Here is a 14,187-nt window from a genome sequence, read left to right as displayed (position 1 = left end):
GGGGTCAGCCCTGCGGCGCCGCCGGTGCGGCGGTCTGCCCGCCGCCCGAGCTGCCGCCGCGCCGCCGACGGCGACGGCGAGGCGCGGCGTTGCCGTCGTGGTGCTCCTTGCCCTTGCCATCGTGCGTGCCGGTGCCGGCAGCCTTCTCCGAGGCATCCTTGGAGGTCTGGCCCGAGGTCTCGACCGCCTGGCCGTCACCCGCGGGCACGCCGTTGCGGGTGCGACGGCGGTTGCGGCTGCGCGGAGCACGCTCGGCGTCGCCCTCGGTCCGGCCGGCCGTGCTCGAGCGCGTCGCGCTCGCCGCGGGGGCGGCGGGCTTCAGGCGGCCCTTCGTCCCGGCGGGGATGTCGAGGTCGGTGTAGAGGTGCGGGCTCGACGAGTAGGTCTCGGTCGGTTCGGGCTGGCCGAACTCGAGGGCGCGGTTGATGAGCGCCCACTTGTGCAGGTCGTCCCAGTCGACGAACGTGACGGCGATGCCGGTCTTGCCGGCGCGGCCGGTGCGGCCCGCGCGGTGCAGGTAGGTCTTGTCGTCGTCGGGGATGGTGTGGTTGATGACGTGGGTCACGTCGTCGACGTCGATGCCGCGGGCCGCGACATCCGTGGCGATCAGGATGTCCTTCTTGCCCGCCTTGAACGCGGCCATCGCGCGTTCGCGCTGGTCCTGGTTGAGGTCGCCGTGCACGGCGGCCGCGTTGAAGCCGCGGTCGTTGAGCTCTTCGACGAGCTTCGCGGCGGCACGCTTCGTGCGCGTGAAGATGACGGTCTTGCCGCGGCCGTCGGCCTGGAGGATGCGCGAGATCACCTCGTCCTTGTCGAGCGAGTGCGCGCGGTAGACGAGGTGCTTGATGTTCGCCTGCGTGAGGCCCTCGTCGGGGTCGGTCGCCCGGATGTGGATCGGCTTCGACATGAAGCGGCGGGCGAGCGCGACGATCGGCCCCGGCATCGTGGCCGAGAAGAGCATGGTGTGCCGCACGGCGGGCACCTTCGAGAAGATCTTCTCGATGTCGGCGAGGAAGCCGAGGTCGAGCATCTTGTCGGCCTCGTCGAGCACGACCTCGCGCACGTCGGCGAGCGAGAGGAGGCGCTGGTTCGCGAGGTCGATGAGGCGGCCCGGCGTGCCGACGACGATCTGCGCGCCGGCCTTGAGCTGCTCGATCTGCCCTTCGTAGGCCTTGCCGCCGTAGATCGACACGATCTTCGTGGGCCGGTTCGAGGTGGCGAGCTCGAGGTCCTCGGTCACCTGCACGCAGAGCTCGCGCGTCGGCACCACGACGAGCGCCTTGACGCCGTGCTCGGGGTCGTCGCCGAGGCGCTGGATGAGCGGCAGGCCGAACCCGAAGGTCTTGCCCGTGCCGGTCTTGGCCTGGCCGATGATGTCCTGCCCGGTGAGGGCGAGGGGGATGGTCTGCTCCTGAATGGGGAAGGCATCGATGATGCCCTTGCCCGCGAGCGCGTCGACGATGTCGGACGCGATGCCGAGGTCGGTGAAAGTGGTCAAAGATCTGCCTGTCGGTCGTGCTTCGAGAGTGAAGGTCGGAAGGTGCGCCTCGACTCATCCCCGGGCGCACGGCCGCGGATCCAGCGTCCGCATGCCCCACCACCCTATCGGAGACTCCCTGTGAGCCTCGGATAGGCTGTTCGCGTGGTGTTCTGGTCCAAGCGGCGCGGCGTGCGTCAAGAGCTGCCGCGGCTGCGTCCGCGGGTCGCGCCGACGGAGGTCACCAAGGTCGACTTCACCGAGCTCGTCCCCGACCCGGTGCCGTTCCTCGGCCAGGCCGCGTACATCCAGCTCGAGTTCTTCGAGAGCCTGTCGCAGGCGGTGATCGGCGCAGCGGCCATGCACTCGAAGGAGCGGCTGAGCTCGGCAGCCGGCGTCGCGCTGCGCAAGCACCACGACCTCATCGCCGAGCTGCGCAGGCTGGACGTCGAACCCGACGCGGTGATGGCGCCGTTCGCGCCCGCGACGGATCGGCTCGGGCAGTCGACCGCGGGCGCCGACCAGTACGAGCTCATGCTCGGCATCCACGTGACGTCGGGCATGCTCGACGACTACTTCACCCGCCTGGCCGAGGGACTGCCGGTCGAACTGCGTGCGCGGGTGCGGTCGATCCTCGCCGTCGGCGGGATCGGCGAGGTGCTCGACGCCGAACTGCGTGCCGCGATCGAGGCAGAACCGGGTCTCGCCGACCGGCTCGCGCTCTGGGGACGCAGCATCGTCGGCGACACGCTGCTCATCGCGCGCTCGGCGCTGCGGGGCTCGGAGCCGGCGGACCGCACGGGCGATCGCGTCGAGCCGGTGTTCACCGAGCTCATCGCGGAGCACACCCGCCGCATGGACGCGCTCGGGCTCACGGCCTGACACCGCCCCCGTGCCAGAGGGCACGGACGAGTTCGGATCGGGCAGGTACGCCCGTCAGGCCTTGCCGAGCCCGTGCCGGGAGAGGTGCTCGAAGCGGGCGTCGTCGGCCTTCTGGCGACCAGGCCCGATGAGCCAGGCCGAGGCCGCGGACGCGATCGCCGATGCGGCGAGCGACACGACCCAGATCCATCCGCCGTCCCACGGCCAGCCGAGCCAGGTGAGCGCCACCCAGACCACGGCGGCGACGCCCGCGCCGATCGCCGGCACGAGTGCGACGCCCCGCAGCTTGCGGAGCGGGAAGAGGAAGTGCGCGGCGATGCCGATGATGGCGCCGCCGAGCGTGACGAAGAGGAGTTCCATCGTCAGGCGACGAATCCGACGCGACGCGACTCCTCCGAGCCGATCTCGACGTACGCGAGCGCAGCAGCGGGCACGACGTACACGGTGCCCTTGTCATCGGCGAGCTTCAGCAGGGGGGCCTGCCCGGCGAGCGCCGCGGCGACCGCCTGCTCGACCTCGGCGGCCGACTGGGAGGTCTCGAACCCGAGTTCACGGGGGGAGTTCTGGATGCCGATGCGAACGTCCACGGTACGCCTTTCTGCTCTTGCTGAAACCCTACACATCGCCGAGGCGCGAGCCGTTCGCGTTCACTGTCGGCGGAACCCGTTAACGTTGCCGGCATGCAGGGCACCCGAACCGCTCCAGAGCTCGTCCGCCGTCTGGTCTCCGGCGGGCACGCGGCGGTCTTCGGGGCGCCCGGCAGCGGCAAGACGACGCTCGCGATCGAGGTCGTCGCCGACCGCATCGAGCGCGAGGGCGGCACGGCCGACGAGGTGCTCGTGGTGTCCGCGACGCGCACCGCGGCGACCTCGCTGCGCGATGCGCTCGCGGTGCGGCTCGGCCTCACGACGCGCGGGCCGCTCGCGAGGACGGCGAACTCGATCGCCTTCGAGCTCGTGCGTGCCTACACCGGCCGACCCGTCACGCTGCTCACCGGAGCCGAGCACGACCACATCATCGGCGAACTGCTCGAGGGCGGCGTGCGCGACGGCTTCGGGCCCGACTGGCCCGAGCCGCTCTCGCCCGAGGTGCGGGCGCTGCGGGGCTTCCGCACCGAGTTGCGCGACCTCATGATGCGCGCGGTCGAGCACGGCGTCGACGCCGAGGCCCTCGCCCGACTCGGCGAGCGGTGCGGGCGGCCCGAATGGGTGGCCGCCGCCGACTTCCTCGCCGAGTACGACGAGGTCAAGGCGCAGGTGCGCCCGACCCAGTACGACTCGGCCGAGCTCGCCGCCTTCGCCGCGGCGATCGTGCGGCGCAGCACGGTCGACGCCGAATCCGCCGAGGCCCTCGGGCGCCTGGCCGCGCTGCGTCTCATCGTGGTCGACGATGCGCAGGAGGCGACAGAGGCGACTGCGGCGCTGCTCGGCGCGTTCGCCGCGCGCGGCGTGCAGGTGATCGCGATCGGCGATCCCGACGTCGCGAGCAACGGATTCCGCGGCGGCCGGCCCGAACTGCTCGGTGCGCTCTCCGGCGTGCTCGACGGGGCGCCGGTCGAACGCCATGTGCTGCCGACGGTGCATCGAGGCGACGCCGCCCTGCGCGCCGTCGTGCAGTCGGCCACCGGTCACATCGGCGCCGCGCTCGGCGGGGCGCACCGGGCCGCCGGCGTCGAGCGGGGCGACCGGGCCGGTGCGGGCGACGAAGGTCGCGGGGCGCGGCCGGTGCGCGGCGGCGACCGGTACGACCGCACCGATGACGCGGCCGAGGGCCGCCCCGCGTTGGAGTCCGTCGTCGGCCTCGAAGCGCCGTCGCATGCGGCCGAGTGCCGCGCGGTCTCCGCGCTCCTCCGCGAACGGCACCTGCTCGACGGCGTGCCGTGGTCGAAGATGGCCGTCGTCCTCCGCTCCGGCGGCGACGTGCCCGCGTTCGAGCGCGGGCTGGCGCTCGCCGACGTGCCGACCGCCGGCGGCGCCGGGCGCACGGCGCTGCGCGATGCGCCGGCGGCAGCCGCGCTCCTCTCGGCCGTTTCGCTCGTGCTCGACCGCGAACCCCTCACCCCCGAGCTCGCGGTGAGCCTGCTCACGGGCCCGATCGGGCGGCTCGACGCAGTGGGGCTCAGGCGGCTCCGCCTCGCCCTCCGCCACGAAGAACTCGCGGGCGGCGGCGATCGCACCGGTGACGAGCTGCTCGTCGAGGCGCTCGCCGCACCCGGCGGGTTCGACACCATCGACGCCGCACCGGCGCGCCGGGCCGCACGGCTTGCGAAGCTCCTGGCCGCCGCCCGAGCCGAGGCCGCGCGCGGCCGGACGGTCGAGGAGCTGCTCTGGTCGGTGTGGAACGCGAGCGCCCTCGCGGCCGAATGGGGTCCGCAGGCGGCGGGCACCGGCGTGCTCGCCGACGAGGCGAACCGGTCGCTCGACGCCGCCGTCGCCCTGTTCGCCGCGGCGCAGCGGTTCGTCGAGCGAGAGCCCGACGCGCCGGCCGTCCGGTTCATCGACGAGGTGCTCGCGAGCGAGCTGCCCGAGGACTCGCTCGCGCCGCAGCGCGCGGCCGAGTCGGTGGTCGTCACGACGCCGCCGGCGCTCATCGGCCGTGCCTTCGACGTCGTGGTCGTCGCCGGCCTCCAAGACGGAGTATGGCCGAACCTGCGCCCGCGCGGCACGCTCCTGCACGCCGGGTTGCTCGCCCGCACCGCGAGCGCCCTCCGGTCCGGGGCGCCCGTGCCGTCGGTCGAGACGGTCGCCGAGGCCCGTGCCGCGGTGCGGGGCGACGAGTTGCGGCTCTTCGCACTCGCGGCGTCGCGCGCCGAGCGGCAACTGGTGCTGAGCTGCACCGCGAACGACGACGAGCAGCCCTCGATGCTGATGGGCTACGCGCCCGACCGCCTGCGCACGCCGCGCTCGCGCCCGCTGCACCTGCGCGGCCTCGTCGGTGCGCTCCGTCGCGAGTCGGTCGCGTCGCCGTCGGGCGAGGCGCCGGCGGCGCTCGCGCTGCTCGCCGAGGCCGGCGTCGCCGGGGCCCATCCCGACGACTGGTACGGGCTGGCCGAGCCTTCGACCTCGGCGCCGCTCGTCGACCTCGACGGCGACCCCGAGGCGGTCGTCGCGGTCTCGCCGTCGCAGATCGACCGCGTCGAGGAGTCCCCGCTCGGCTGGTTCATCGATCACGTCGCGTCGCCCCCGTCGGGCATCGCCGCCTCGATCGGCACGATCGTGCACGCCGTCGTCGAAGAGGCCGGCGCCCGGGCCGACGGCGACACGAGCGTCGAGACGCTCTGGGCGGGCGTGTCGGCCCGACTCGACGAACTCCGCTTCGAGGCGGGCTGGGTCGCCGAGCGCGAGCGCCGGGGCGCGCGCAAGATGACCGAGGGCGCCGCCGATTACCTCGCGAACTTCGCCGACGACGAGAAGGTGCTGCTCGAGGCCGAGGGGCGGTTCACGCTCGAGATCGATCGGGTGCGCGTCACGGGCACGATCGATCGGGTCGAGGTCTCGCCCGACGGCACGACCGTGATCGTCGACTTGAAGACCGGCCGGACCCCGCCGACGGCGGCCCAGACGGCGGCGCATCCGCAGCTCGCCGCGTACCAGCTGGCCGCCAGGTCAGGGGCGGTGCCCGGCGGTGGATCGCTCGGCGGCGCGAAGCTCGTCTACGTCGCACGACCGGCGCACGGCCGTGGCTACACCGAGCGGGCGCAGCAGCCGTTCGACGACGAGGCAGAGGGCGAGTTCCGCGAGCGGCTCGCCGACGTCGCGCGCACGATGGCCGCGTCGGGCTTCGACGGGCCCGCCGAGCTCGGCTTCGGCTCGAGGTTCGGCGCCTGGCAGTACCGGGTGCACCTGATCCCGGCGGTGTCCGCGTGAGCGCGTCATCGGCGTCGACGGGCGCGGGGCTCAGCGCGCTCGACATCGCATCGCGACTCGGCCTGCACGCGCCGACGCCCGAGCAGCGGGCCGTCATCGAGGCCGACCCGTTCGGCCAGAGCATCGTCGTCGCGGGCGCCGGCAGCGGCAAGACCGAGACGATGGCGAACCGCGTCGTGTGGCTGCTCGCCAACGGCCATGTCGGAGTGCCGGAGGTGCTCGGGCTCACGTTCACCCGCAAGGCGGCCGGCGAGCTCGCCGAGCGGGTGCGCGAGCGAGTCGGGCAACTCGTCGACGAGGGCATCGCCGAGGTCGTGCTCGACCCGCTCGAGTCCGCCGCCGTCGGCACGTACAACGCGTTCGCGAGCGCGATCTACCGCGAGCACGCCATGCTGATCGGTCGCGAGCCCGACGCCTCGGTGCTCGGCGAGGCATCGGCCTGGCAGTTGGCGCGGTCGGTCGCGCAGGCATCGGCCGATCCCCGCCTCGTCGAGCTCGACGCCTCGCTCGACCGCGTCACGGGCGCCGTGCTGGGCCTCAGCCGGGCGCTCGCCGAGAACGTCGCCGACAGTCGCGACGTGCGCGTCATGGTGCGCGACTTCCTGCAGATGGAGGGACTGCCGATCGAGGCGCCGCGCAAGCGCACCGACTTCGCGTCGTTCGTCGACGCCCTCGGAGTGGTCGGGGCGCTTCCGCCGCTGCTCGAGCTCGCCGACGCCTATGCTGCGGCGAAGCAGCAGCGCGGGTTCGTCGAGTTCTCCGACCAGGTGTCGCTCGCGCTCGCGATCTGCGAGCAGCACCCCGAGGTCGCGACGGCGCACCGCGAGCGCTACCGCACGGTGCTGCTCGACGAGTACCAGGACACGAGCGTCGTGCAGACCCGCCTGCTGTCGGCACTCTTCGCCGACCATCCGGTCATGGCCGTCGGCGACCCCGACCAGTCGATCTACGGATGGCGCGGCGCGAGCGCGGCGAACCTCGCCCGGTTCGGGCGCGACTTCGCCACGACCGGCGCTGCGGCCGTCTACGACCTCTCCACGAGCTGGCGCAATCCCCGCATCGTGCTCGACGCCGCCAACGTGCTCATCGCCCCGCTCGACGCCGGCATTCCGAAGGCACCGCTCACGGCCTCGCCGTTCGCGGGGCCCGGCCGGCTCGAGGTCGCCTGGGCCGAGACGATCGAGGCCGAGGCCGCCCGTGTCGCCGAGTGGTTCGCGACGCGCCTCGGCCGAACGGGCGATCGCCCGAGCGGCGCGCTGCTCTGCCGCACCTTCGCGAACGCCGAGGTCTTCACCGAGGCGCTCCGGGCCCGGGGCGTGCCCGTGCACGTGCTCGGCATGGCCGGTCTCCTCGACCAGCCGGTGATCGCCGACCTCGTGTGCGTGCTGCGGGTGCTCCACGATCCGTCGGCGGGCTCCGAGCTCGTCCGCGTGCTCGGCGGCGCGAGGTGGAGCATCGGGGCCGCCGACCTCGATGCACTCCGCGGCCTCGCCAAGTGGCTCGCCGACCGCGACCTCGCGATGCGACGCCTCGACGACGACGTGCGCAGGGGGCTGCGCTCGTCGATCGCCGTCGACGAGTCGCCCTCGATCGTCGACGCCCTCGACTTCGTGCTCACGGCGCCCGACCAGCACTCGGCGCTCCGCGCGTTCAGCCCGGTCGGCCTCGCGCGCATGCGCCGCGCCGGAGCGCAGCTGCAGTCGCTGCGCCGCCGCGCGGGACTCGGGCTCGTCGACTTCGTGAACCTCGTGCAACAAGAGCTCCTGCTCGACGTCGAGGTCGCCGCGAACGCGGCGCAGCCGCTCGGAGCGCCGAGCCTCGAGGCGTTCGACGAACTGCTCGTCGGTTTCGTCGAGATGGCCGAGCAGCCGACGCTCGGGGCGTTCCTCGCGTGGCTCACCGAGGCCGAGCAGCGCGATCGGCTCTCGCCCCGTCACGACGAACCCGAGCCGGGGGCGGTGCAGCTGCTCTCCATCCACGGGTCGAAGGGGCTCGAGTGGGACCTCGTCGCGATTCCCCGCATGGTCGACGCCGAGGTGCCGTCGAAGCCGCGCTCGACCAAGGGCTGGCTGTCGTTCGGCGAGCTGCCGAACGAGTTCAAGGGCGACCACGACGAGCTGCCCGAGTTGCAGTGGCGAGGTGTCCAGAGCCAGGCCGAGTTCGACGAGGCCGTCACCGCCTTCGCCGACGAGAACCGTGAGCGCCACGCCGAGGAAGAGCGCCGACTCGCCTACGTGGCGGTCACGAGGGCGAAGTCCGAGCTGCTGCTCACCGGCTCGTGGTGGTCGACCCAGAAGACGGCCCGCGAGCCGAGCCCGTTCCTGCGCGAACTCGCGGTCGCGGGCGTGATCGCGGCCGATGCGCTGCCGAGCACCCCCGCCGAAGCCGAGAACCCGCGAACCGGCTCGACCGAGCGGGTTCGCTGGCCGCTCGATCCGCTCGGCCGGCGTCGCGATGCCGTCGAGGCGGCGGCCGAGGCGGTGCGGCTCGCGGCGACCCGACCCACCGGCCAGGGCATCGGACCGCGGCTGGCCGACGAGCTCCGGCTGCTCCTCGAAGAGCGCCGGCGCAGGCACGAACCCGACGCGGCGCCCGAGATCCCCGTCCGCGTCCCCGCCTCGCGCTTCAAGGACTACGTCGACGACCCGCTCCAGGTCGCGGCGGCGCTGCGCCGGCCGATGCCGCAGCGCCCGTTCCGGGCGACCCGCATCGGCACGCTGTTCCACGAATGGGTCGAGCAGCGCTCGATCGGCGCGATCGAGGGCAGCGCCCCGGCCGGGCTCGACGAGCTCGATGCGCTGCTCGTCGAACTCGACGACGACCCGGCCGGCGGCGCACTCGTCGACGACTCGCCCGATCGGCTCCGTGCGCTGCAGGAGCGGTTCGCGGCATCGGAGTGGGGCGACCGCCGACCGGCCGCCGTCGAGCTCGAACTCCACCTTCCGCTCGGCGAGAACGTCTTCGTGTGCAAGCTCGACGCCGTCTACGACGTCGACCCGTCGTCGGAGCTGGGCGCGCGGGGCATCGCCGTGCAGGTCGTCGACTGGAAGACGGGCAAGGCGCCGCGCGATGCTCGCGACCTCGAGCTCAAGCAGACCCAGCTCGCGCTGTACCGACTGGCGTACGCCCACTGGGCCGGAGTCGATCCGTCGACCGTCGACGCGGTGTTCTACTTCGTCGAAGACGATCGGGTCATCCGCCCCGACGCCCTCTACGACGAGGCGGAGTTGCGCCGGGCCTGGTCGTCGGCGTCGTCACGCGAGTCGTCACCTGCCTGAGCGCCGGCGCCGTCCGTCCCCTCGCTCGAGCTGTCCGCGGTCCCCGGCGAACGCGGCGGGGCGGCATCGCCCCAGTCGCTGAGGTCGAGCGGGATCGGGGCCGTGGCATCCATCGGCGTCTCGCCCGACTGCAGGGCCGAGAAGTCGTAGCTGTCGGTGAGCATGGCGCCGCCACGGTCGGAGGGAAGCCGGTCGTGAGGGGTCTCGTCGAGCATCCGCTCGACATCGCCGACGGCGAGGATGGGCCCCGTCTCGGGCGAGAGCGGCTCGCTCGAGCGGTCGTGCACGCTCTCGACGAGCCCGTCGAGCAGGCCGATCGCATCGTCGACGACGGCCTGGTCGTGCTCGTCGACGCCGTGCAGCAGCCAACGCGCCAGCTCGAGCTCGCCGTAGAGCAGGGCGCGCTGGGGCAGGTGCGCGTCGGCGCCGCCCTCGCGAGCCGCGACGTACGCGCCGAGCGCCCGCTCGGCCGCCGCCCCGCGCGAGGTGAGCAGCCAGTGCAGGTCTCGGGCGGGGTCGCCCTCGGCGAGGCCCGACCAGCCGAGCACACCGGTTACGGTCTCGCCGTCGTTGAGGATGACGTCGGCGGTGAGCCCGCCGTGCACGACCGTGGGGCGGAACCGCCACAGTGTGTCGTCGTCGGTCGCCTCCTCCCACCGGCGCAGCAGCGCCGCGGGGAGGTGCCCGGTGTCGGCGGCGCGGCCGACGAGCGCGACGACCGACTCCCGCGCGCCGTCGGCGGACTGGCGGGTGAGGCCGGCGTCGCCGACGAACCCGGCGGGCAGCGAGTGGATCGCGGCGATCGCGAGGCCGACCGATTCGGCGAGGCGGTCGTGCGAGGTGAGCTCATCGGGGGTCGAGATCCCGCCCTCGAGGAAGTCGGTGACGACGGCGCGCGTGCCGTCGACGGGCGCCTGGCCGACGAACGTCGGAACGGCGAACGGCAGCCTGCTGCGGATGCCGGGGGTGAGCGCGCGGAGCGCGACGAGGTCGGCCGACTGCTCGGACTCGGCGGCCTGCGTGCGCGGGACGCGGATGATCAGGTGGCGCCCGTCGGTGGTGCGGAACTCGACGGCGTCGTACGCCCCGTGGCTGCGGCGCGTGTGCGCGCGTGCCGCGTTGACCTCGAGTCCGGGCACCGCCGCCGTGGCCAACGCGGCTAGAGTGAGAGGGGGTCTGGCCATGGCATTCAGCTTAAGCAGGCATCTTCGGGCGAGGGGCGACCGCCACACCTTCCCGCTGACTCCGCAGCCGCGGTGGCGACTCCCGCAGACCGCAGTGAGAGGGGCCCAGTGACCGAGCACGACCCGCTGCCGCCGTTCGCGCGGGCCGTGATCGATCGCGACGCCGGGCGCCGCACCGCTCCCGGATTCGAGTCCTCGTTCGACGCCGACCCGGCCTCGCGGGTGCTCTTCGTGCACGGCGACCGCGTGCTGCTGGCCGAGCAGGTCGACGGGTCGGCGCCGGCGCTCGAGCTGCGTCGGCCGTCGGCGGCCCCGGCGGGCGACCTGCGCATCTACCTCGGTCGCGATCCGCGTTTCGCGTACGAGGCGCGCGTCGTCGACGACGACACGGCCGCCGCGCTCGAGCCCGAGGCTGCGCGCTGGCAGGGCCTCCGAGCCGTGGCCACGGCCGTCGACGCGCTCGACGCCGGTCTCTTCGTCGAGGCGCTCGCCCTCGCGAACTGGCATGCAGCGCACGGATTCTGCCCTCGGTGCGGCTCCACCACCTCACCCGGCCAGGCCGGATGGGTCCGGCGCTGCGACCGCGACGACGCAATGCTGTTCCCGCGCACCGACCCCGCGGTGATCATGCTCGTCACCGACGACCACGACCGCCTGCTGCTCGGCTCCAACGCACTGTGGGAGCAGCGCCGGTTCTCGCTGCTCGCCGGCTTCGTGGAGCCGGGCGAGTCGCTCGAGGAGGCGGTCGTGCGCGAGATCGCCGAGGAGGCCGGCATCGCCGTCGACCGGGTCGAGTACCGCGCCTCGCAGCCGTGGCCGTTCCCTGCGAGCCTCATGCTCGGCTTCGCCGCGCGAGTCGCCCCCGGCGCGGACCCGGCGACCGCGACCCCCGACGGCGAGGAGATCCTCGAGCTCAGGTGGTTCACGCGCGACGAGTTGGCCGACGCGTGGGGCGGGGTGCTCCTGCCCGGGGCGACCTCGATCGCCCGGTGGCTCATCGAACAGTGGTACGGCGGCCCGGTCGAGACCGCCCCGCAGGAACCCGACCGCGCATCCGCGGTCGCCGAGCGGTCGGGCACGTGACCGACGTCGACGCCCGCACCACCGGCGACCCGCTGCTCGACGGGCTCGACGACGAGCAGCGCATCGTGGCGGAGGCGCTGCACGGACCGGTCTGCGTGCTCGCCGGCGCCGGTACCGGCAAGACCCGGGCCATCACGCACCGGATCGCCTACGGCGTCGCCTCGGGCTCGTACGATCCCGCGCGGGTGATGGCCCTCACCTTCACCGCCCGTGCAGCGGCCGAGCTCCGGGGGCGACTCGCGGCGCTCGGCGCCGGTGCCGTGCGCGCACGCACGTTCCACGCCGCCGCGCTGGCGCAGCTCAACCACTTCTGGCCGATCGTCGTCGGCGGACCGGCGCCGCGCGTGCTCGACTACAAGGGGCGTGCGCTCGGGCAGGCGGCCGAGCGGGTGAACCTCAAGGTCGACACGCCGACCCTGCGCGACGTCGCCGCGGAGATCGAGTGGCGCAAGGTCGGCCTGCACGGCCCCGAGGCGTATCGCGCCCGGCTCGAAGGCCGCGGCGCCCCCGGGCGGCTCACGATCGAGCAGTTCGTCGAGCTCGTCGAGGCGTACGAGCAGGTCAAGGACGAGCGGCGCATGATCGACTTCGAAGACGTGCTGCTCACCACCGCGGGGATGATCGAGACCGAGGCATCCGTCGCGCTGCAGGTGCGCGAGAGCTACCGGCACTTCATCGTCGACGAGTACCAGGACGTCTCGCCGGCGCAGCAGCACCTGCTGGAACTCTGGCTCGGCGATCGCACCGAGCTGTGCGTCGTCGGCGACGCGAGCCAGACCATCTACTCGTTCGCCGGCGCGACGAGCGACTACCTGCTCGGCTTCGAGCGCCGCTACGACGATGCGACGATCGTGCGGCTCGAGCGCAACTACCGGTCGACCGGGCCGATCGTCGACACGGCGAACCGCTTGATGCGGGGCCGCGAGGGCGCCCTGCGCCTCGAGGCGGTCACCGACGGGCGGGCGGATGCCCCTGAACCCGAGGTCACCGAGTACGCGAACGACCTCGCCGAGGCGAGGGGCGTCGCGACGCTCATCCGCGATCGCGTCGATGCGGGCGTGACGCCCGATCGCATCGCGGTGCTCATGCGCGTCAACTCCCAGTCGGCGATCCTCGAGCACGCGCTCGACGAGGTCGGCGTCGGGTCGCGGGTTCGCGGCGCGGCGCGGTTCTTCGACCAGCCCGAGGTGCGCCAGGCGGTGCACGCGCTCCGGGCCGCCGCGCTCACGATCACGGGCGAACCGCTGTTCAAGTCGGTGAGCGACGTGCTGCGTTCGCTCGGCTGGAGCGTGCAGGCGCCCGACGGGCCGGGCGCGGTGCGCGCACGGTGGGAGTCGCTCAACGCGATCGCCCGACTCGTCGACGACGCCCCCGCCGGGACGACCTTCCGTCAGTTCGCCGACGACCTCCGCGCGCGCGCCGAGGCCCAGCACGAGCCCGCGCTCGCGGTGGTGACGCTCGCGACGCTGCACTCGGCGAAGGGCCTCGAATGGGACGAGGTGTTCCTCGTCGGCCTCAACGAGGGCATGCTGCCGATCGCGTACGCCAAGGGCTTCGACGCCATCGACGAGGAGCGGCGACTGCTCTACGTCGGCCTCACGCGGGCACGGCGACGCCTGCGATTGAGCTGGGCCCGGCAGGGCGACGGCCAGCGAGGGGAGCGGGAGCCGTCGCGATTCCTGCAGGAGCTCGGCACCCGCACTCCGGATGCGGCCGATAGGAGGTCGACGGCGACGTCTCGCCCGGTCTGAGGCTCGCCGCGATGAGCGATTCGTCGCCGCGCCGGAGTCGATCGTCGACGGCACCGGCCGCCGCGACGGCGGCGTCGAAGAGCGCGCGGATGCCTCGGGGCAGGGACGGTGCCGGGGAACCGGCGAGCTGCGCGGCGATCACCGGCCATGCCGGGTCGCGATCGCGTCGCTCGAGCTCGAGGCAGCGCACGCACGGCCCGCGGCCGGGCTCGACGAGCGGCCCGACGCGCCAGCCCCGGTCGTCATCGACGACGACGAGGTGCGGCACGTCCGCCCGGAGCCAGCGCAGGTGCTGCGAGGGCGGCACGACCCAGTGCGCGGCGAGGACCGCCAGCGCAGGCACCGCGGCGGCCGTGGCGCCGTCGAATTCGGCGGGGGTGGTCGTGGCGTGGCCGAGATGGGCGAGCATGGCCGACAGGCGCGCGGCGAAGGGTGCCGGCCCGTCGACGACGACGAGTGCCCGCGCCCCCGTCTCGGCGGGTGCACGGTCGGAGGCGTCGTCGGCCTCGTCGGAGTCCGCGACGAACGCCGGCGCGAGCAGCGCGAGCACGCGATCGATGTCGCCGGGAGACCCGTCGAGGCCGGCGCCGATCGTGCGCACCGTCGCGAGGCTCGCGCCGTGGCGCAGCAGGCCGATGAGCCCGGTCTCGAGCGGGCCGGGGTCGT

9 protein-coding genes are annotated in these 14,187 nt (G+C 73.7%); 5 read left to right on the top strand and 4 right to left on the bottom strand.

Annotated elements, in window-relative coordinates; genetic code table 11:
• Window positions 1-4: 4 nt before the first annotated feature.
• On the bottom strand, window positions 5-1,498 hold the full coding sequence (locus tag ACWGPE_RS06885; protein ID WP_231430538.1) for a DEAD/DEAH box helicase: 1,494 nt from the start codon (window positions 1,496-1,498) through the stop codon (window positions 5-7).
• A gap of 144 nt (window positions 1,499-1,642) precedes the next feature.
• Here ACWGPE_RS06885 and ACWGPE_RS06880 point away from each other — a divergent pair, with 144 nt between their 5' ends.
• The gene (locus ACWGPE_RS06880; RefSeq protein ID WP_231430539.1) at window positions 1,643-2,359 is read left to right on the top strand and encodes a ferritin-like fold-containing protein; all 717 of its coding nucleotides are present in this window, start codon (window positions 1,643-1,645) and stop codon (window positions 2,357-2,359) included.
• Window positions 2,360-2,413: 54 nt separating this feature from the next.
• Here the strand turns inward: ACWGPE_RS06880 and ACWGPE_RS06875 are convergent, their stop codons facing one another.
• Both ACWGPE_RS06875 and ACWGPE_RS06870 read right to left on the bottom strand, forming a co-directional pair.
• Window positions 2,414-2,719, bottom strand: coding sequence for a hypothetical protein (locus ACWGPE_RS06875; protein ID WP_231430541.1), 306 nt, complete (start codon window positions 2,717-2,719; stop codon window positions 2,414-2,416).
• A 2-nt stretch (window positions 2,720-2,721) separates the two neighbouring features.
• Window positions 2,722-2,946, bottom strand: a complete 225-nt coding sequence (locus ACWGPE_RS06870) for a DUF3107 domain-containing protein (RefSeq protein WP_231430543.1) — start codon at window positions 2,944-2,946, stop codon at window positions 2,722-2,724.
• 93 nt (window positions 2,947-3,039) lie between these two features.
• On the opposite strand from ACWGPE_RS06870, the gene ACWGPE_RS06865 reads away from it, so the two are divergent.
• Both ACWGPE_RS06865 and ACWGPE_RS06860 read left to right on the top strand, forming a co-directional pair.
• Window positions 3,040-6,225: a PD-(D/E)XK nuclease family protein gene (locus tag ACWGPE_RS06865; RefSeq protein ID WP_452048406.1), complete on the top strand. Its 3,186-nt coding sequence runs from the start codon at window positions 3,040-3,042 to the stop codon at window positions 6,223-6,225.
• Window positions 6,222-9,503, top strand: coding sequence for a UvrD-helicase domain-containing protein (locus tag ACWGPE_RS06860; protein WP_452048405.1), 3,282 nt, complete (start codon window positions 6,222-6,224; stop codon window positions 9,501-9,503). The genes ACWGPE_RS06865 and ACWGPE_RS06860 overlap by 4 nt, the downstream gene beginning before the upstream one ends.
• Here the strand turns inward: ACWGPE_RS06860 and ACWGPE_RS06855 are convergent.
• Window positions 9,437-10,687 (bottom strand): phosphotransferase, encoded by a 1,251-nt coding sequence (locus ACWGPE_RS06855; protein WP_231430546.1) that lies wholly within the window; start codon window positions 10,685-10,687, stop codon window positions 9,437-9,439. The genes ACWGPE_RS06860 and ACWGPE_RS06855 overlap by 67 nt on opposite strands.
• 108 nt (window positions 10,688-10,795) lie before the next feature.
• On the opposite strand from ACWGPE_RS06855, the gene nudC reads away from it, so the two are divergent.
• Together nudC and ACWGPE_RS06845 are read left to right on the top strand one after the other, a co-directional pair.
• Window positions 10,796-11,770 (top strand): NAD(+) diphosphatase, encoded by a 975-nt coding sequence (nudC, locus tag ACWGPE_RS06850; protein WP_452048404.1) that lies wholly within the window; start codon window positions 10,796-10,798, stop codon window positions 11,768-11,770.
• Window positions 11,767-13,521 carry an ATP-dependent helicase gene (locus ACWGPE_RS06845; protein WP_231430548.1) on the top strand — a complete coding sequence of 585 codons (1,755 nt, stop codon included), beginning with the start codon at window positions 11,767-11,769 and terminating at the stop codon, window positions 13,519-13,521. The genes nudC and ACWGPE_RS06845 overlap by 4 nt, the downstream gene beginning before the upstream one ends.
• The last annotated feature ends 666 nt before the right edge of the window (window positions 13,522-14,187 follow it).

This window comes from Agromyces sp. NPDC055658, from assembly GCF_053618155.1.
This window is presented reverse-complemented; position numbering and strand designations above follow the sequence as displayed.